The 18,865-nt window shown below is 58.7% G+C and carries 19 protein-coding genes; 2 read left to right on the top strand and 17 right to left on the bottom strand.

The window, feature by feature from the left end:
- Nucleotides 1-75 precede the first annotated feature (75 nt).
- Nucleotides 76-909 carry a 30S ribosomal protein S2 gene (gene rpsB, locus ABRP64_RS01530; protein WP_284769593.1) on the bottom strand — a complete coding sequence of 278 codons (834 nt, stop codon included), beginning with the start codon at nucleotides 907-909 and terminating at the stop codon, nucleotides 76-78.
- A 391-nt stretch (nucleotides 910-1,300) separates the two neighbouring features.
- Between rpsB and ABRP64_RS01525 the strand changes: the two genes are divergently transcribed.
- Nucleotides 1,301-1,822, top strand: a complete 522-nt coding sequence (locus tag ABRP64_RS01525) for a M23 family metallopeptidase (protein ID WP_284796013.1) — start codon at nucleotides 1,301-1,303, stop codon at nucleotides 1,820-1,822.
- A gap of 7 nt (nucleotides 1,823-1,829) precedes the next feature.
- On the opposite strand, the gene ABRP64_RS01520 is transcribed toward ABRP64_RS01525, so the two are convergent.
- The 15 genes from ABRP64_RS01520 to rimM form a co-directional block, all read right to left on the bottom strand.
- Complete coding sequence (locus ABRP64_RS01520; RefSeq protein ID WP_284850024.1) at nucleotides 1,830-2,747, bottom strand: tyrosine recombinase XerC; 918 nt, start codon at nucleotides 2,745-2,747, stop codon at nucleotides 1,830-1,832.
- 22 nt (nucleotides 2,748-2,769) lie between these two features.
- On the bottom strand, nucleotides 2,770-3,951 hold the full coding sequence (dprA, locus tag ABRP64_RS01515; protein WP_349865165.1) for a DNA-processing protein DprA: 1,182 nt from the start codon (nucleotides 3,949-3,951) through the stop codon (nucleotides 2,770-2,772).
- A complete protein-coding gene (locus ABRP64_RS01510) occupies nucleotides 3,948-5,513 on the bottom strand; it encodes a YifB family Mg chelatase-like AAA ATPase (protein ID WP_284864393.1) in 1,566 nt (521 codons plus the stop codon). The genes dprA and ABRP64_RS01510 overlap by 4 nt, the downstream gene beginning before the upstream one ends.
- Nucleotides 5,500-5,898, bottom strand: a complete 399-nt coding sequence (locus tag ABRP64_RS01505) for a YraN family protein (protein ID WP_349865163.1) — start codon at nucleotides 5,896-5,898, stop codon at nucleotides 5,500-5,502. Before ABRP64_RS01505 ends, ABRP64_RS01510 begins: the two co-directional genes overlap by 14 nt.
- A 183-nt stretch (nucleotides 5,899-6,081) precedes the next feature.
- Nucleotides 6,082-6,387: a DUF2469 domain-containing protein gene (locus ABRP64_RS01500; protein ID WP_005278666.1), complete on the bottom strand. Its 306-nt coding sequence runs from the start codon at nucleotides 6,385-6,387 to the stop codon at nucleotides 6,082-6,084.
- Nucleotides 6,388-6,449: 62 nt separating this feature from the next.
- Nucleotides 6,450-7,100, bottom strand: coding sequence for a ribonuclease HII (locus ABRP64_RS01495; protein ID WP_284864433.1), 651 nt, complete (start codon nucleotides 7,098-7,100; stop codon nucleotides 6,450-6,452).
- Entirely contained in the window at nucleotides 7,078-7,815 is a 738-nt protein-coding gene (gene lepB, locus ABRP64_RS01490; RefSeq protein ID WP_284864395.1) for a signal peptidase I, read from the bottom strand. Before lepB (ABRP64_RS01490) ends, ABRP64_RS01495 begins: the two co-directional genes overlap by 23 nt.
- Entirely contained in the window at nucleotides 7,793-8,488 is a 696-nt protein-coding gene (lepB, locus tag ABRP64_RS01485; protein ID WP_284782257.1) for a signal peptidase I, read from the bottom strand. The genes lepB (ABRP64_RS01490) and lepB (ABRP64_RS01485) overlap by 23 nt, the downstream gene beginning before the upstream one ends.
- A 245-nt stretch (nucleotides 8,489-8,733) precedes the next feature.
- A complete protein-coding gene (gene rplS / locus ABRP64_RS01480; protein WP_005278655.1) occupies nucleotides 8,734-9,078 on the bottom strand; it encodes a 50S ribosomal protein L19 in 345 nt (114 codons plus the stop codon).
- Between the two features lie 171 nt (nucleotides 9,079-9,249).
- Nucleotides 9,250-11,457, bottom strand: a complete 2,208-nt coding sequence (locus ABRP64_RS01475) for a YhgE/Pip family protein (RefSeq protein ID WP_349865161.1) — start codon at nucleotides 11,455-11,457, stop codon at nucleotides 9,250-9,252.
- A 256-nt stretch (nucleotides 11,458-11,713) separates the two neighbouring features.
- A complete protein-coding gene (locus tag ABRP64_RS01470) occupies nucleotides 11,714-14,038 on the bottom strand; it encodes a Tex family protein (protein ID WP_349865159.1) in 2,325 nt (774 codons plus the stop codon).
- Between the two features lie 159 nt (nucleotides 14,039-14,197).
- Entirely contained in the window at nucleotides 14,198-14,788 is a 591-nt protein-coding gene (locus tag ABRP64_RS01465) for a hypothetical protein (RefSeq protein WP_284782175.1), read from the bottom strand.
- Nucleotides 14,789-14,885: 97 nt separating this feature from the next.
- A complete protein-coding gene (locus tag ABRP64_RS01460; RefSeq protein WP_349857040.1) occupies nucleotides 14,886-15,260 on the bottom strand; it encodes a hypothetical protein in 375 nt (124 codons plus the stop codon).
- A gap of 5 nt (nucleotides 15,261-15,265) precedes the next feature.
- Nucleotides 15,266-16,156, bottom strand: a complete 891-nt coding sequence (gene trmD / locus ABRP64_RS01455; protein ID WP_284864398.1) for a tRNA (guanosine(37)-N1)-methyltransferase TrmD — start codon at nucleotides 16,154-16,156, stop codon at nucleotides 15,266-15,268.
- A complete protein-coding gene (gene rimM / locus ABRP64_RS01450; protein ID WP_284782180.1) occupies nucleotides 16,153-16,650 on the bottom strand; it encodes a ribosome maturation factor RimM in 498 nt (165 codons plus the stop codon). Before rimM ends, trmD begins: the two co-directional genes overlap by 4 nt.
- A 541-nt stretch (nucleotides 16,651-17,191) precedes the next feature.
- On the opposite strand from rimM, the gene ABRP64_RS01445 reads away from it, so the two are divergent.
- On the top strand, nucleotides 17,192-17,890 hold the full coding sequence (locus tag ABRP64_RS01445) for a TetR/AcrR family transcriptional regulator (RefSeq protein WP_349865157.1): 699 nt from the start codon (nucleotides 17,192-17,194) through the stop codon (nucleotides 17,888-17,890).
- 150 nt (nucleotides 17,891-18,040) lie between these two features.
- Here the strand turns inward: ABRP64_RS01445 and rpsP are convergent, their stop codons facing one another.
- Nucleotides 18,041-18,541 carry a 30S ribosomal protein S16 gene (gene rpsP, locus ABRP64_RS01440; protein WP_005283672.1) on the bottom strand — a complete coding sequence of 167 codons (501 nt, stop codon included), beginning with the start codon at nucleotides 18,539-18,541 and terminating at the stop codon, nucleotides 18,041-18,043.
- Nucleotides 18,542-18,865: the final 324 nt, after the last annotated feature.

Here is an 18,865-nt window from a genome sequence, read left to right as displayed (position 1 = left end):
AGCTGCCCCACACCAAAATGTGCGTGGGGTATTCAATTAAGTGCAGTTAAGAAAGAATCCTCACAAGAGGCAGGCCTACTGTGCAGGCTTGTCTGCGGGTGCTTCCTCGGTCTTTTCTGCAGAAGCAGGATCGGATGCGGCTGCAGCAGCCTCAGCATCGCGCTGTTCCTTCTCTGCGGAATCGCCGGCAGCTTCCTTAGCGGCTGCAAGCTGACGCTCCTCGCGAGCCTTCTTACCTTCTTCGACGGCAGAAGCCACGATGCCGGACAGCAGCTTGGTGGAACGGATTGCGTCATCGTTGCCCGGAATCGGGAAGTCAACATCATCTGGGTCGCAGTTGGTGTCCAAGATGGCAACAACCGGGATGTTCAGCTTGTGAGCTTCCTTAACCGCGATGTGCTCCTTGTTGGTATCAACAATCCACAGTGCGGACGGGGTCTTAGCCATCTCGGAGATGCCGCCCAGAACGCGCTCAAGCTTGGCGCGCTCGCGGTTAAGCATCAAAACTTCCTTCTTGGTACGGCCCTTGTAGCCGTCCTCACGCTCATCCATAGCCTGAAGCTCCTTCATGCGCTTCAGACGCTTGGACACGGTCTGGAAGTTGGTGAGCATGCCACCCAACCAACGGTGGTTGACATAAGGCATGCCGACGCGGGTTGCTTCTTCAGCAACTGCTTCCTGCGCCTGCTTCTTGGTGCCAACGAAAAGGATGGTGCCACCGTGAGCGACGGTTTCCTTAACGAATTCGTATGCCTCATCGATGTAGGTCAGCGTCTGCTGCAGGTCGATGATGTAGATGCCGTTACGGTCAGTGAAGATGAAACGACGCATCTTCGGGTTCCAGCGACGGGTCTGGTGGCCAAAGTGCACACCAGCGTCGAGGAGCTCGCGCATGGTTACAACTGCCATGATTCGCTCGCTTTCTTTTAATTGTCTTTCGGTTTTTCCAAATGTGCGGTGTTTTATTCCGCACCCTAGCAACGAAGGCCCTGCTAACACCTTGTTTCCAAGGACCACGTCAGCTATCGGACCGCCACATCCTTAATGCAGGATGCGACAACTTCGTCGCGCGTAGTCAATGCCTCCGTGATGATTACCACCCAGCGGACACACTGCTATAGAAGACAATAATCCCAGCCAGCTGGATTTTCCAAACCGAACGAGCACTTTTCCACAAGTTCCTCTGGCCGCTGCATCTCGATTGTCACTCGAGTTTCTTCCGCCCCAACGCTGTCAATTTATCCACAGCTAATCCACGCTTCGCAGGACAATATTGGCCCAACGCTTCACACTGTGCCCCATGAACCGTTTGCTACGACCACACAACAACGCCGCTTGCCGATGCCCCCTTCTCCCCTCCGTCACCACCATCCTGACTGGTGCGCTAGTGCTACTGTGCGCTGCGCCCGCTGCCGCATATGTCGATCCCGCCTCCGGAAAGACGCGCCCGGTTCGGGTGCTACGCGGCTTTGATAAGCCCGAGCATAAGTGGAGCGCCGGACACCGCGGCGTCGATATGGCCCTGCGAATAGGCGGTACCGTCGTCGCCGCCGAATCAGGCACCGTAGCTTTTGTCGGCACCGTAGCGGGCACCCCGGTTATTTCGATTGACCATGCCGATGGTATTCGCACCACGTATCAACCCGTGCACGCGAGCGTTACCCAAGGCCAAGAGGTGCGCGAGGGCCAAACTATAGGCAAGCTCGGCCACCCAGTAGACGGCACACCAGGGCTGCATTGGGGCGCCCGAATCGCCAAAGACAGCTATATCGACCCACTAAGCCTGCTAGATATGCCGGTCATCCGGCTTAAGCCTTTATGAGAATTACTCAGGCCCGCGGGTGCGCCTGGGAATAGACCTGCTTTAACCGCTTTGCGGAGACATGCGTATAAATCTGTGTGGTACTCAAGGATGAATGGCCCAGTAGCTCTTGGACCACGCGCAGATCCGCCCCGCCTTCTAGGAGGTGAGTAGCCGCAAGGTGGCGCACCCCGTGCGGTGTTAGCCCGCTTGTGCCCGTAACCGCTGCGGCTTTTTCCACGATACGTCGCACCTGGCGCTGATCAATGCGCGCTCCCCTACTGCCCACAAAAATGGCCTGGGTATCTCCCCGCGCCAGTTCTTTGCGCCCGCCATCTATCCACTGCTGCAGGGCATCGGTTGCGGCGGTACCGAAGGGCACGACCCTTTGCTTGTTTCCCTTACCAGTAACGCGCGCGGTGGAACGCTTAAAGTCCACGTCCCCGATATCGAGGCGGGCCAATTCCGCAACGCGCATTCCGGTGGCATAGAGCAGCTCCAAAATGGCGCTATCGCGCTGAAAATGGGCTTCATCGACTGAAACGGCGTTGCCCACAAGTTCACCCGCCTGTTGCGGCGCCATGACCGTTGGGAGATGCTGGCCCACCTTCGGTGTTACCAATCGTGCCGCGACATCACGGCTTAGGTAGCCTTCCCTTTCCGCCCAGGTAGAAAAGGCTTTAACTGAGGCAGTCCTGCGTGCCAGCGTTGCGCGCGCTTTGCCTTCTGCAACCGCGTTGCCCAGCCACCGCCGCAGGTTATTGAGATTAAAGTCCGCAAAAGTATCGATGTCTTGGGCCAGGTTTTTTAAGTCCGCGCGGTAGCCACGCACCGTGGCCTCCGCACGGCCTTTGACCTGGAGCTGGAAGTCCGCAAAATCCTCGATGGCCTCATCCATTTGTCCCACCGGAGCATTGCTTTCTGCAGCCTTCCGTTTATCACTCATACCCCATGAGTTTACTTCCTTTTCAGCCCATCTCTAAGCGAACCCAGTTATTTCCTTCCCGCACGATCACGCACATTTTCTCTAGGGTAAGCAATAAGTGGATAGTAAGAGGAAGGCGGAATCCCGCGTCGCGTGCAATATCTTCAGCGGTGGCTGCAGGGCGTCCCGGCGGCGGGGTAGCATCAAAAACACGTAACTCATTCCGCGATAGCCGCTGCGTTAAGGACGCCGCAAAATTCATCTCATATTGCGCCTCCGGATCGACCGTCCCGGCGCGGCTGACTAGGGCGCGAACTTCATCGGCGCTGGCGACCAACTGGGCCCGCCCGTCTTGGATGCGCTGGTGGCACCCGAGCGAGCCGCTCGTCGTAATTGGTCCCGGCACGGCCATGGCAACGCGCCCTAAAGCTTCCGCCCAGTTGAGGGTATTAAGCGCGCCGGAACGATACGCGGCTTCCATGACCACGATTCCTTGGCTCAGCGCTGCAACAAGGCGGTTGCGAATAAGGAAGCGATGCCGCTTGGGTGCTGTCTCGGGGGCAAATTCGGAGACGATGCAGCCATTATCGGCAATCTGATCGAAGAGTCCACCATTGCGGGCCGGATAATTCTTGTCGATTCCGCATGCGGCTACCGCAACGGTGCGCCCCGCATTGTGTAAGGCGGTCTCATGCGCCACCGTATCTACTCCCAAGGCGCCGCCGGAGACGATCGTCCATTCGTGGTTTACCAGGCCTGAGACCACGCTTTGGGTTGCCTGCCACCCATAGCGCGAAATGGCGCGCGTGCCCACGATCCCTACGGCCTGCCCTACCTCGGGTTTGAGTGCTGAGCCGCGTACCCACAAGCTATGTGGCGGCACTGCTTGTTCATCGAATGTGGCCGGCGCGTCCGCGCCATTCTGGTAGAAACCGAAGGCGGAAGAGAATTCCTCTGTCGGCCACTCCGGGCTATCGGCCGTAATCAAGCGCGCCCCTACGCGCTCTGCCGCAGCGAGATCTTCTTTTTGCCGCACACAATCAAACCGCGAGGCGGTGCGGGCCAAAAGCGGCCCGATCCAATCGGCTCGGTGATAAATCCCGTGGGCAATCTCTTCCGCCGAATGGTGCTCCAGCAAGGCCTGCAAGGAGGCAGACGGGCCCTCAACCACGCGATTGAGATATACCCACGTGGCAAGTGGAGTGGATAAATCAAGCTCACTCATGCCGAAATCCTCCCCACCGTCTGGCTCGAGCGAAGGTCGAGGGCTTGGCCCACTTCCGCAAGATCCGGCCTAGAGCTTCCGTGCAGATCGGCCAAGGTCCACGACACGCGCAGGATGCGGTCGATACCGCGCTGCGAAATCTCGCCTTCGGCTAAGTAGGCAGACAGCATGATCATCGCGGACTCGGAAGCTGGGCGGTGTCGGCGCAAATAGGACGAGGACACGGCGCCGTTGACGCGTGCCGGAATGTCATCAGCTGCCCAGCGTGCCCGGGCGCGGTCACGGGCTGCGGCGACGCGCTCAGCAATGGCAGAAGATGATTCTTCGCCCTCCGCGTTAATGGTGGCTGACTGCCCAGACAGGGTGACCACCATGTCCAAGCGGTCACGCAAGGGCCCAGACAGGTTCGATAGATAATTAAGCCGGTCATGCGGATTGCAGGTGCATTTAGAGGGATCCTCGGCAGCGCACCGGCAGGGATTGGCGGCCATAATGAGCTGGAAACGCGCCGGGTAGTCTATTTCTTGCTGCGCGCGTGCTAGGCGGACATGGCCTTCTTCTAAAGGCGCCCGCATGCCGTCGAGGACCGGTGCGCTTACCTCGCTGACTTCATCGAGGAAGAGCACCCCATTATGGGCCAGGCTCACCGCACCTGGGCGAGGATGGCCACTTCCACCACCAAGGAGCGCTGCGCGGGTGACCGAAGAGTGCGGGGCGATGAAGGGTGCGTGGGACACCACTTCACCAGGGGTTCCCGTCAGCGAGTGGACCGCAGTGGTTTCCACCATCTGGTCTGGGCTTAGCGCCGGAAGAATGCTGGGCAGGCGCGAGGCGATCATGGATTTTCCCGAACCCGGTGGGCCGATCATCAACAGGTGGTGCCCACCGGCGGCGGCGACTTCTGCAGCCCACTTGGCATGGTGTTGCCCGGCTATATCGCAGAAGTCTAGCCGCTCCTGTGCGGGCGCCGCTGCAGGCTGGTCAGAGCAGCACTCGGCCGCGCGGGGCAGGTCGCGCTCTCCTAGCGCCCACGCAAAGGCATCAAAGAGCGTAGCTGCAACCAGCACATTCATATCGGGCACGAGGGTGGCCTCGGCGGCATTTCCTGGCGGAATAACCAGCGTAGTAATGCCCTCCTCGCGGGCGGCAAGAAGTGCTGGGATAATGCCGGGGACTGCTCTAACCGTGCCGTCCAGCCCCAGTTCCCCGAGCACCAAGGTTTCTTCGAGAACCCGGCTGGGTGCCTGCACGAAGCGCGCGTAATCAGCGCCGTGCTGTTCTACGTGGGCGGCGAGAATCGCAAGGGCCATGGGCAGGTCAAAGTGGGAGCCTGATTTTGGTAAAGAGGCCGGCGACATGGACACGATGACCTTGGTTTTCGGCCACGGCAGGCGGGAGTTCGCGGCGGCGGTCTTGATGCGGTCGCGGGATTCAGATATCGCAGTATCCGCATGCCCCACCACATGGATTCCGGGAAGCCCGTGCCCCACATTCGCTTCGACGTTGATAACGCGGGCGAGCACGCCGTGTAGGGAGACTGCTAAACATTTACCGAGAGCCATCCTCGACCCCCGTAAAGTGTTCTAGCTCAAAGCCCTCGCCTTTGGCCACGAGGGCTATGACATCAAAGCGCACTGTGGAAAATGGCTTGCCATCTAACCATTGGACGGCGGCCCTGCGCATGCGCGAAAGCTTGTGTGGAGTTACGGCCTCAGCTATGCCAAAGCTCGCTGTAGAGCGGGTTTTCACCTCGACGAAGACGATGGTGCCATCTGGCTCGCGGGCGATCAGATCGATTTCTCCCACGCGGTAGCTAACATTGGCGACGATGATCTCGGATCCGCGCTGGCGGAGGTAGCGCGCGGCGAATGATTCGCCCCGCTTGCCTAGCTGTTGTCTATGCCGAGGACGTTTCGTGGCCAAGTGTTTATCTGATGCAAATTGCATGTGCGGTCTCCTTTTCTTTCGTGCTGTTTTGTACTGCACGCACAGAACACCGCAGGATGCGGGCAGGCTACAAGCCCGAAAACCAGAAAACCGCCGCAGCTGTGAATAACTTCGACATCACGAAGAGTTATCCACAGCTGCGGCGGAATGCAGCGGGCGCCGAGTTGACAGGCGCGCTAAGCCCTAGTCCGGCATGATGAAATCCGGCTTATCCAATTCCTCGATATTGACGTCCTTGTAGGTAATGACGCGGACGTAGCGCACAAAGCGCGCGGAACGATACATATCCCATACCCAGGCATCGGACATGCGCACCTCGTAGTACACATCGGGCCCGGCGGTATGGGGAATCAGTTCTACGGCATTGGCCAGGTAGAAACGACGCTCGGTTTCTACGACATAAGAAAACTGGCTGACGACATCGCGATATTCGCGGTAAAGGGACAGCTCTACCTCTGCCTCGTAGTTTTCGAGTTCCTCTGCACTCACTGTGGACCTCCAAAAGATGGGATAGCTCGCCCTAGCTTAGCGCGCAGAAACCACAATTTTCGCTAGGCACGCGCAGTGAATTGGGCATGGGCGCGCTGCACATTGCTGTAGCTCATGCGGTGTTCTGGGCTCGCCCCCAAAGCGGCAATCGCGGCCTCGTGCGCCTTGGTGCCATAGCCCTTATGCCCAGCCAAGCCATAGCCCGGAAAACGCTCATCCAGATCCCGCATGAGGTGATCCCGGCTTACCTTGGCCAACACGCTTGCCGCCGCGATGCATCGCGCCGCCGCATCCCCGCCAATAATGGGCAGGTGAGGTTGGGTAAGGCCGGGGATATAGAGGGCATCGGAAAGCACATAGCCCGGGCGCTTGTCCAGGCGCGCTACCGCCCTGCGCATGCCTGAGGTATTCGCGTGCTGGATGCCGCGCTTGTCGATGTCCCCTGCCGCAATATGGACCACCGCCCAGTCCACAGCCTTGTCTTTAATGATGGGAAAGAGCTTTTCTCGTTGGCGGGGCGTGAGCTTCTTGGAATCGGTTAAGGTATCCAATTCTCCCACGATGCGCTCGGGCAGGATGCAGGCGGCGATGGTGATGGGGCCGCAGCACGCACCGCGGCCGGCTTCATCCACCCCAGCGACGGGGCCGAGCCCCGTTCGGGCCAGCGCCACCTCAAAGGTGCGCTGCTGTTTAAGCCGCCGCATTCTGGATATCCGGATCGTCGATGCCACCAAAGCGCGATACGGGCAAGACCACGGCTTCTACCTTGCCGCGCACATTATCGACCGGCACGGTGCCTTGCAGGTGATCTCCGATGTGCGCGCGGGAATCAAGGGAATTGGTGCGGTTATCCCCCATGACCCACATATTGCCTTCCGGGACGGTCACGGGGCCAAAGTACTCGCCGCCACAAGCCTGCGAGCCGGAGCCAGGATCCACCGGAATCTCGGGAGGATCCAACGTGAAGCTCTGATCTATCGGTTCACCATCCACCATCACCGCGGAATCGCCCTCTTCGCACTTGACCGTCTGGCCCTCGGTGGCGATAACGCGCTTGACCAGGATATTTTCCCCATTGGGCAAAAGCCCCACGGATGCAAGGGCATTTTGGGCACCGCGCACCAGCACGTTTTCGGAGCGCTGAACTTCAAATTCGGTATTCCAGGATTCGGGTCCTTCAAAAACCACGACATCGCCTGGATCTGGGTCGTGGAAATAATAGCTCATTTTCTGCACCGCGATGCGGTCATTATCGCAGCCAGTACAGCCATGCAGCGTGGGTTCCATCGACGCGGAGGGAATGACATATATCCGGCCGACGAAAGCCTGCAGTAGGACTAAGAGCACGAAGCCGCCTATGACCGGTGCGAGGAAATCGCGGGTGCGCAGGCGCTGTTGTTGCGGCTTAGCTTTGGATGTCTGGGTCATCGACCCCACCAATGCGGTTGAACGGCCAGAATACGAACTGCACCTTTCCGCGCACATTCTCTACGGGGATCGTGCCGTGGAAATTATCACCCATGTGGTAGCGCGAATCAGCAGACGCGGTGCGGTTATCCCCCATGACCCAGATATTCTCTTCGGGCACCTTCACTGGGCCGAAATACGGGCCGCCGCATGCTTCCGATCCGGTCGACTCATCCACTGGGTAGGTCGGCGGATCCTGTACGTAGTCCTGGTTGATGGGCTTGCCATCCACCATGACGGCGGGATCGCCCTCTTGGCACGACACCGTCTGCCCACCGGTGGCGATAACGCGCTTGACCAGGGTATTTTCATCTGGCGGTGCCAGGGAAATAAAGCTCAACGCATCCTGGATGCCATGAATGACGGAATTGGATGAGCGCGGAGACACGTAACTCCCGTTCCAGTCGTCCGTGCCCTTAAAGACCACAACGTCTCCTGGCTCTGGGCCCTTATCGCCGTAGTAGGAGACCTTTTCTGTAAAGATGCGGTCATTTGTGCATCCCTCACAGCCGTGCAGTGTCGGCTCCATGGATCCTGAGGGAATCACGTATTGGCGGCCAATGAAGTTTTGGAATAGCCCCACGACCACCAGCACGGAAATGACGACCACGAGAGTCTCCAGCCACCACGGCATTTGTTTTTTCTCCGTGGCTACCTTCTCTGTGGCCGCTTCTTTGCCCTGCGAGATGCTTTCGTTATTCACCCGTCAGATCCTAGCAACTGCATGCCCGCAATACGGATTGGCTCCCGTGACTGCGGGGCGATTCACAGGAAATCGAAATGATTTGAAGAGAACGCAATAAAAATCTCCCTCCCTTTCCCGGCACTGTGGATGTGGGAAAGGAAGGGAGAGAAACGCTGCGCGCAGCGGCGCTAGAACTAGCGACGCTCCTTGATGCGAGCCTTCTTGCCGCGCAGATCGCGCAGGTAGTACAGCTTCGCACGGCGGACGCGGCCGCGGCGGGAGACCTTGATGGACTCGAGGTTCGGGGAGTGAACCGGGAAGGTACGCTCTACGCCGATACCGAAGGACACCTTACGCACGGTGAAGGTCTCGCGGATACCGGAGCCCTGGCGGCGGATGCAGATGCCCTTGAAGAGCTGTGCACGCTCGTTGTTGCCCTCAATAACCTTGACATTGACGTCGAGGGTATCGCCGGGGCGGAAGGACGGGATGTCGTCGCGCAGCTGTGCTGCATCGACCTTGTCGATAATGTTGGTCATACCAATATTCCTTTTCAGTTTGGGACAGAGGACCCTGGCGGCTTGAAGCCTGACCGGTTCGTGCCCGTTACATAGAACGATGGACTATCTTTCCATAGGAACCGGCCAATTCCAAATTCCTCTGCTTCGCAGATTTACTACCCTACCTGGGGCGAACGGGCCGGGCGCAGCTTAGGCAGGCATGGGAGAGCGGAAGCGGGAATGGTGCTCATCGAGGATCTTCGCCGTGCCCAGGTGCCGTGCTCGGAAGACGAGGTACGAGGCCCCCACCGCAATCACCGTGATGCCAAAGAGGATGATAATCCCGCTCCAGAACGTTCCATCATGAATGCCATCGGTGGCGCGGGTAAAGGCATCCTTGGCGTAGGACATCGGATGGAAGGGGTGCAGCAGGCTCAGCGCACGCGGAATCGCCACGACCGGCCATACCCCGCCAAAGACCATGACGCCCAGGGCGAAGGCGCCGGCGGCAAAGATCGAACCAATCTTGCGCCCGAAGGTAACCAGGAAGAACTGGTAGGTCGCAGCGCCTACGGCGGATATCGCAGCAAGTACGAGCGCGATCATGGACCAACTTGCCGGCTGCCATCCCAGGGTAGAAGACATCAGGGCCATAAACGCTAGTACGAGGAAGTTCAGCCCGGTCAGCGCGGCAAAGGCGCCGAAGACGCTGCGGGCAGGGCTAGTTATCCGGGCTCCCCTACGCGCCATGTAGTACGGCAGCGTCATCGCCAGCAGCAGCATCACGAGGAAGCCGAATACGAGTACGAAGAGCATGGAGGCGCCGCCGGTAATATTCTTCTCGGTCGGGTCCGCTGGGTTTACCACCGTTTGCACGGGGTGGACATTGGATGCGGTGAAGTTGATGGGTACCGCCATGTTTTGCGCGGAATCCTCAGGACGGGAAACGGTGGGAGCTTTAGCTGCACCTTCGGCAAGCTTCGTGGATAGTTCGCCAGAGCCTTCCTTGAGGCGATCCATGCCGCCCTTCAGCTCAGCTCCGCCTTCTGCCAGCCGGCCGGTGCCCCCCTTAAGCGCGCCCGTGCCATCGTGGAGGCGAGATGCGCCATCCTGCAGGCGGGACGCGCCGTCCTGCAGCTGCGAGGTACCGTCACTAAGCTTCCCGACTCCGCCGCGCAGTTCCTTGATGCCATCAGACAGGCGGTGTGCCCCGCCGTTCAGGGTGGTAAGGCCGCCCAAATATTCCGATTGCGGATCGGACAGGTTGTAGTGCAGCTGGCCGGTACCTGCGGAAAGTTTTTCCAGCTGCCCCACCAAATTCCCACTCGATGCGGGATCAAGCTTGGATACGAGCGAATAAAGCTGGTCTGCTTGTTGGGTCATGCCGAGCCCGCGCAAAATGTCTACCAGCTGGGTAAGACCAGGCACCACGGCTTGGGCTTGTTTCAGCACGGGGATGAGCATGCCCGTGAGCTGATTGACACCGGCATCGATTTGGCCCGCACCATCGGCGAGGCGGCCGGTACCGGCAAGGAGCTTATCGGAGCCATCGGCAAGCCGGGTGGCACCGTCATCGAGGCGCGCGGCGCCATCGCTCAGCCGGCCCGCACCATCATTCAACTGGCCGACGCCATCATTGAGCCGCGTCGTTCCGTTGAGGAGCTCGGCCGTGCCGTTATTAAGCGTTCCCGCACCGTTGTCGAGCTTATTGATTCCGTCAATCGCGCGCCCGCCGCCCTCTTGCAGCTTGCCGACGCCCTCATCGAGTCGCCCCGCGCCGTCCGCGGCATTGTTCAGGCCGTCGCTCAACTTAGTAAGCCCTTCGATGACCTGGTCAGCGTACTTTTTGGAAATGGCGTTTTCCACGCTGGTTTGCACCTGCGGAATGAGGCTGGAGGAAATCACTGAGCCATTCGTGCCGTAGTAGTCATTGGTAGCGAAGTTTATCTCAGGCTTTTCGGGCTTTTCGCTGATAATGGTGACGGCTTGTTCGGAAAAGTTCTTCGGGATCGTCACCACCATCAAGTACTTGCCCTTGACCAGGCCCTCATCGCCGTCGTTCTTATTGACCTCAGAGAAGTTGAGGTAATCGGTATCCAGCAAGCCCTTGACCACCTGGTCGCCATAGTTGGTGTGCTTGCCCTGCTTATCCACGCCCGCATCTTCATTAACCACGGCAAGGTCAATATTGCGCATGTACTTGGATGGATCCCACATAGCCCACATCATGGTTCCGGCCACGATGATGGGAGCAACGAGGAGGAATACGATAAGCACCCGCGACAAAGCGCTGCGCGGGCGCCAATCCAAGAGGCGGTGCCAGCCCAGCACTCCCCGACCCTTGGGTTCCTCGCCGCTTATCGAAGGCATCTCTGCGGTGTCCCCGGCACCTTGACCGCTATCGGCCGCACGACTCATAGTTGTCTCCTTATGGCAGTAGTTCAGCGTCCCCCTTGCCCCGCTCTACTCAGCAGTGCCTCGCTGAAACAGGAAAAGAAGGACGCCATTTACTTAGTTTTGCCCAACTTACCATTAATAGGCGCGGGAGTCCGCATCGACTGCGAAGTGGCGGTCATATTTTTCGGCGCATGCGCGGTTGGCGGGGATATTATCCCCACCGCGGCCTCAGGCAGCGGCCCACCCTGCGGTGCCGGTAGGCGACTGCACAGAGAAGTTAGAAGCCGGCTTTCTTCAGGGCATCGGCAATGGTCCCCTTGGCTGCCGGGCGCCCGCGGGAACCTCCACGATCGGAGTTGCGGCCACCCTTCTTCCCTGCTGCGCGCGAGGGCTTTTGACCGCCGCGTTTGCCGGATCCGCGCGGCGAATCGCCGCCGCGACGCTTCCGTGCAGGCTGGCCTGGTTCATCATCCAGCCGCAGCGACAGGCCGATGCGCTGGCGATCAACGTCAACCTCCATCACCTTGACCTTGACCACCTGGCCAGAGCGCACGACCTCATGGGGATCAGAAACGAACTGATGGCTCATGGCAGAGACATGGACGAGTCCATCTTGGTGCACGCCGACATCGACAAACGCACCAAAGGCCGCCACGTTGGTGACCGTGCCCTCTAAAACCATGCCCGGAGTAAGGTCAGAGACCTTATGTACGCCTTCTTTAAAGGTGGCGGTCTTAAACTCAGGGCGCGGATCGCGGCCCGGCTTATCTAGCTCGGCGATGATATCGCTCACGGTAGGGATACCGAAGGTCTCGTCCGCAAAATCGGCGGGATCCAGCTTGTCCAGCACCCGGTTATTGTCAATGAGCTCGCCGATGCCCAGCCCCGTCTGCTCCGCAATCCTTGTCACGATGGGATAGGCCTCGGGGTGAACCGCCGACGCATCGAGCGGGTCCGCTCCCCCATTAATGCGCAGGAAGCCGGCGGATTGTTCAAAGGCCTTCGGGCCTAAGCGCGGCACCTTCTTCAGCTCCTTGCGGGTAGCAAAAGAGCCATTGTCATCGCGGTAGGCCACGATATTGGCGGCGATGGTGGGGTTAACACCCGCCACGCGCTCCAATAGCGGCGCCGAGGCCGTATTGAGGTCGACGCCGACGCCATTGACGGCGCTTTCTACCACGCCATCCAACGTCCGGGCCAGCGACGTCTGGTTCACATCGTGCTGATACTGGCCCACTCCGATGGCCTGAGGATCGATTTTCACCAGCTCTGCCAGCGGATCCTGCAGGCGCCGGGCAATAGAGACCGCCCCGCGCAGCGAGACATCCATATCGGGGAATTCCTCCGCCGCCAGCTGCGATGCGGAGTAGACCGATGCGCCGGATTCGGAGACCACGACGGGCGTCGGCCGCTGACCCCCAGCCTGTTTGAGCAGGTCAGCAATCTCGTGCGCGAGCTTTTCTGTTTCCCTGGAGGCAGTGCCATTGCCGATGGCCATAAGGTCAACCGAGTGCCGCGAGCACAGTGTGGACAGGGTCTGTACCGCCTGCGACCACTGGTTTTGCGGCTGATGGGGATAGACGATGGTGGTATCGAGCACCTTGCCCGTTTTATCCACCACGGCGCATTTGGTTCCGTTGCGGTAGCCCGGGTCAAGGCCGATGGTGGCGCGCTGGCCCGCGGGGGCGGCAAGCAGCACATCGCGCAGGTTCGTGGCAAAGACCTTGAGCGCGCCTTCTTCTGCTACTTCTTTCAAGCGCATGCGCACATCTAGACTGGAAGAAACATACAGCTTGGTGCGCCATCCCCAGTGCACGGCGTTATCCAACCACGCGGAGCTGCGTTCCAACTCGAACCGATCCGCGATGAGGTTCTCGTAGTCGGCGTCGTCACCGGCATCGAGGTGCAGCTGCAGCACTCCCTCGTTCTCCCCGCGCAGGAGTGCCAGAATGCGGTGGGAAGGAAGCGAAGAAAAAGGTTCGTTGAAGTCGAAGTAATCCTTGAACTTCGCCCCCTCGGCTTCCTTTCCTTCCACCACCTGCGCCTGCATGGCACCCTGGTTAAACATGCGCTCGCGCACACTGCCTACCAAGTCTGCATCGAGCGCGAAGCGATCGATAAGAATGGAGCGCGCCCCCTCTAGCGCCTTCTTGGTATCCGCGAAACCTTCCGTAAGAAAACCCTGTGCCAGTTCCTCCGGCTGGGCCTGCGGCTGCGCAATCAATATGTCGGTCAGCTCTTCCAAGCCGGCTTCGCGCGCGATATCCGCCTTTGTCTTGCGCCGCTTTTTATACGGCAGATACAAATCCTCAAGCCGGGCTTTGGTATCGCAGGCAAGGAGCTGGCTGCGCAGGTCATCGCTAAGCTTGCCCTGCTCATCGATGGCGGCAAGGATTGTCTCTTTGCGCTCTTCTAGCTCGCGCAGGTAGGTGGCCCTCTCTTCGATGGTGCGCAGTTGGGCATCATCCAAACCACCCGTGACCTCCTTGCGATAGCGCGCAATGAAAGGCACGGTATTTCCCTCCGCAAGGAGCTTCAGCGCCGTCGAAACCTGGGTTTCTTGAGCGCCGATCTCCGCCGCGATGGTGGCCGCAATATTCACGTAGATTCCTCACACTTCTATTTCAAAGCTTGGTACGGGACCCACCCAATCTACCGCATGCCTTGTCCACCGCCCCGGCCTGCCACCGCCGGACACACAAAAATCCTCTCTCTCCCGCACGCTACAAGCAGGAAGAAGAGGAGCAAAAGACGCGCTATTTTAGTGGATGACTACCTGGGCCCTATCGCCGCCAGAGCAGCTCACCCGCGAGGAGTTCCCGGAGCAGTACATCGTATAGGTACCACCGGTAGTCGGTGAATAGACGCTCAAGGTGACATCCGTTCCGCCACCGGACACCCAGTTATTCATAAAGGTGTTGTAGACATTTTTTGCAAATGCCTCTGACGTTTTACTGGTGGCAGCGTAATAGCTCGTGTAGTCGCCCCACGAGTGCCCATTGCCGCTACTTACAGGTGCCTGTGCTGGGGCGGGCGCAGGTGCCTGCTCAGTCTTGGTCACGGTAGCTTCACTACCCGACGACTTCTCGTCGTCCTTGTCATCAACGCTTGTGGAGTCCGCCTTTTGCTGAAATTGGGTTTCCTGCGCGGTGGCGTTGGAATTATCGCCATTTCCCTGCACGAAAAAGACTGCCGCAGCGGCAATGGCAAGAAGTGCCACAACTCCCAAAATGATCGCCGCAATCATGGCCCCATTCCCGCGGCTTTGTTGCGGCTGAGAATACGCGGGGTACTGGTTGTACTGCGGCTGTTGGTTGTATCCGCCAAAATCATTTCCATTGGGAGAAGTCATGCGAGAGAGTCCTTGGAGAGCAAGTAAAAAAGCGAGTGTGTGCTGCACTTACAGTAGCACTACCCAGCACCGATACAAGTTTTCCAGGGAATTTTTCTTAATTTTCTTCGCTGGATTCTGCACTCCACACCGGCTCGGCCGACCACGCGAATTCGGTATGCCCGATTTCTGTACTTCCCAACCACGCCGCGGTGGGCGGTAAGCACTCAGCAACCATCGGCGCGACGGAGGGCAGGGCTGCTGTGGTATCGCCATTGACGATGACCCGCCACAGCGGCGTGCCCTCCGCTGCGGTTCCATTGCTGAATTCATATTCCAGGGCCAATGGGCTAGCTTTCGGCGGCGACGGGGAAACTACGGTGGCAAAAATATTTACCGGCACAAAACCAGCATCGCGCAGTTTCTCCGGCATACCAGCCAGGCTTTCTTCCCATTCTTCCTGGCTCATCAGCACAGAAAGATCCACGCTCACCCGCACTACTGTGCCTTGCCTTTCGGTTCACGCTCGCTCAATTGCGCTACAAATGCCTTATCCGCCTTACTCAATTCCACCTGATCCAATAACTCCGGGCGGCGCTGCCACGTGCGCTCCAACGCTTGTTCCCTGCGCCACCGATCTACCAGACCATGATTTCCAGAAGTCAAAACCTCCGGCACCGCAAGCCCGCGCCACTCGCGCGGTTTGGTATAGCTCGGGCCTTCCAATAGGCCATCTGAAAAGGAATCCTCTTCATGCGAGCGCTTATTACCCAATACCCCGGGGATAAGGCGGACTACGGCTTCTGCGATCACCAATACGGCGACCTCCCCGCCAATGAGCACATAATCCCCGATGGATACTTCCCGAACGCGGTAGCGCTTCTTTGCATCTTCAACCACGCGCTGGTCGATGCCTTCGTAACGCCCACAGGCAAAAACAATGTGCTCTTCAGTGGACCATGCCCGCGCATCCGCTTGGGTAAACGGCGCCCCAGCCGGGGTGGGAACCAGAAGCAGCGGAAGCTCGCCATCTTCGTTCTCACTATCTGGCTCGCCTTGTGACGCTTCAGCGTCATACGCCTGGGCTTCGACACCTTCTAATTCATCGTGGCGTGGGCGGTTGAGGTGCGGCAGGGAGGAATCGAGGGTGGGGGCGGTGGTCCCGAGTGCGACATCGTCAAGCGCAGGGCCCCATACCTCAGGTTTCATGACCATTCCTGGGCCGCCACCAAAGGGGGAGTCATCGACCGATTTATGAGCATCCGTAGCCCACTGCCGCAGATCGTGCACGCCCACCTCAAGACGGCCCTGCTCGATTGCCTTGCCTAAAAGGGCATGGCGCAGCGGCTGCAGGTATTCCGGAAAGATGGTCACGACATCGAGCCTCATAGATCCAACAATCCTTCTGGGGGTTGGATGGTGCACGAGCCGGCTTCCAAGTCCACCTCGGGGACGATGGCATGGACAAAGGGCACCAAGGCGGAGTTGCCCGAAGCCAGCTCAACCTCTAAGAGGTCTTGGCTAGGCCCGTGCACGACGGAGGTCACAGAGCCGATGTCTTCCCCCTCGTGGATAACGCGCAGGCCTTCGAGCTCGTGGTCATAAAAGCCCTCGTCGTCATTCTCTAATGGGGCAGCGAAAAATTGGGTGCCGCGCAGGCTTTCCGCCTGCGTGCGGTCGGCAATTTCCTTGCACGTCACCAAAAGCCTGCCCTTGTGGCTGCGCACCGCAGAGATAGTCAACTCGTGCTCCTTGCGGCCCTGCCTTCCCCGCAGTGTTTCTCCTACCGCAAAGCGCACCTCAGGCTCATCGGTGGTGGGCTCTACCACCACTTCTCCCTTGATCCCATGCGACTTAATGACGCGCCCAATCATCAATTCCATGGCGCAGAGTTTACCGCATACACCCAGTTGCTCTTATTTCCTGCCGCGCTCCCCACAATCTCGCTCTTAGGCATTACGCTTGAAGCATGAACGACTCTTCCCACCCGTCCTCCGATCCTCGCAGTGCGCATCAGGAGGCACCGAACTCCCCCTTGACCGACCTTGATCTGGTGGCTTTGGCGCCTCCCACCGATCCTGAACGCGAGCGCCCTGGGGTTAAGCGAGTCTTAAACGGTGAGCGCGCAAACCTGATCCTTTTCAGTTTTGCCCCTGGTCAATCCCTGCCAGATCACAAAGCCGCCCATCCGATCACCGTGCAGGCGATACGCGGCGAAGTGAATTTCACTTGTGGGGAGAACACGGTCGCACTAGCCCCAGGTAACATTGTGCACTTACCCGCCTATATAGTGCATAGCGTTGCCGCACCCCTACCGGATGTGAACTCGGACTCACCGACAGAACAGTCAGACGGGCAACCGGCACTAATGCTTTTAACGATGCTTACAGGCTAATTGGAATACACACACCGTTAGGACAGATTTTGGATACATCGCAGTCTCATAACAAGCCTTACCACCACGGAAACCTCCACGACGAGCTGCTACGGATCGCCGTGCAATTAGGAAAGGAAAAAGGCCCAGAGGCTATTACCATCCGCGCCGTCACCCGCGCGGCAGGAGTGTCCCCCACCTCGGCCTACCGGCACTTTAAGGATCAGGAAGAACTGCACGATAAGGTAGCCGAACTAGCCACCGACGAGCTCGTGCGCCGCCTTCACCACACCACCGATAAAGCTGGCGTCCTCGCCTTCCCCGATCACCTCGTGCAGGTTGGGTATGCCTACCTCGAATTTGCCTTGGATGAAACGAACTTCTTCCGTTGCATGTTGGAGTGGAAGGCGCTTCGCTTTATGCTCGGCGTAAACCCCTCAACTCCCGATGATCCAAAAAGCGAGCACCTGAATCTGATTCAGCGCTACTTCGATCTCTTGGCCCGTCACGCCCAAGCCCAAGGCCAAACGCCCAATAAAGAGTATTTCCTACACAATAGCTTGCTGTCTTGGTCCGCCGTCCACGGGTTTACCGTACTTGCCATTGACGGGCCCCTGTCTAAACTGCCGCGGGAGGAAATCTATCAGCTATTCAAACCCGTCGTCGCAGGCAGCTTGCGCGGGATGGATTTTAAAGATCCAGGCGATGTATACGCCAATTACCCCGAATTGCGGCCACGCTCTGAATAGCGCTAGCCACTAGCCTCAGTGGCGGCCGCGCGCTGGCCGAGCGCGCAAAATCCCCCACTCGTTATCGCGCATAAAGGCAACGATGACAGGTGGGGGATGAAGCTTATGCACAGCGCCCTAATCAGTAAAGGGCGCTAGAGACCGAGCAGATTACTCTGCGGACTCCTCAGAAGCTTCTGCTTCAGCGTCTGCCTCGCCGGCAGCAGCAGCGGCAGCCTCAGCTGCAGCAGCCTCTTCAGCTTCCTTCTTCTTCTTTGCTTCTTCCTTGGCCTTCTTCTTTTCAGTGATGGCCTCGATGGTTGGGCCGTTATTAGCCTCAGCCAGTGCCTCGTTGAAGAGGTCCAGCTTGGACTTCTTCTCTTCGGCAACCTTCAAGGTGCCTTCTGCGCCCGGCAGGCCCTTGTGCTTCTGCCAGTCACCGGTGACCTTCAGTAGTGCCAAAACAGGCTCGGTAGGCTGTGCACCAACGGACAGCCAGTGCTGTGCGCGCTCGGAGTCGATCTTGATGAGGGAAGGCTCTTCCTTCGGGTGGTAGATGCCAATGTTCTCGATGACCTTGCCGCTGCGGCGGGTACGAGCATCAGCGATAACTACGCGGTATTCAGCGGCGCGGATCTTACCTACGCGCTGCAGTTTAATTTTGACAGCCATGATGGCTCCTTTTCTAGTCACTGGGCAGTTCAGACACGCGCTTTTTAGCACGCCGGTTCAACCCTTGGATTTTATCTGCGCGTGACGTACCGGCCGACCGTAGACGGGAACGGTGTTACGCAGAATGAAACGTCTCATTATCGTCAGCAGTTCACACCACTGCGATAACCCGAACCATTTTAGCGTGTGCAGGCAGTATTTTAAAATCTCCGCGTCTCCCGCATTCTACCTTGCCTCGTTATGCCTCCGAGACCATTAAAGAGTACCCTTATTAGCCGAACGTAAACCTTTGACCCAGAAGGCTTAGAAGTACGCCACGCTTGT

Origin of the sequence: Corynebacterium sp. KPL4015 (genome assembly GCF_040225725.1) — a bacterium.
Taxonomy (GTDB): domain Bacteria; phylum Actinomycetota; class Actinomycetes; order Mycobacteriales; family Mycobacteriaceae; genus Corynebacterium; species Corynebacterium rhinophilum.
This window is presented reverse-complemented; position numbering and strand designations above follow the sequence as displayed.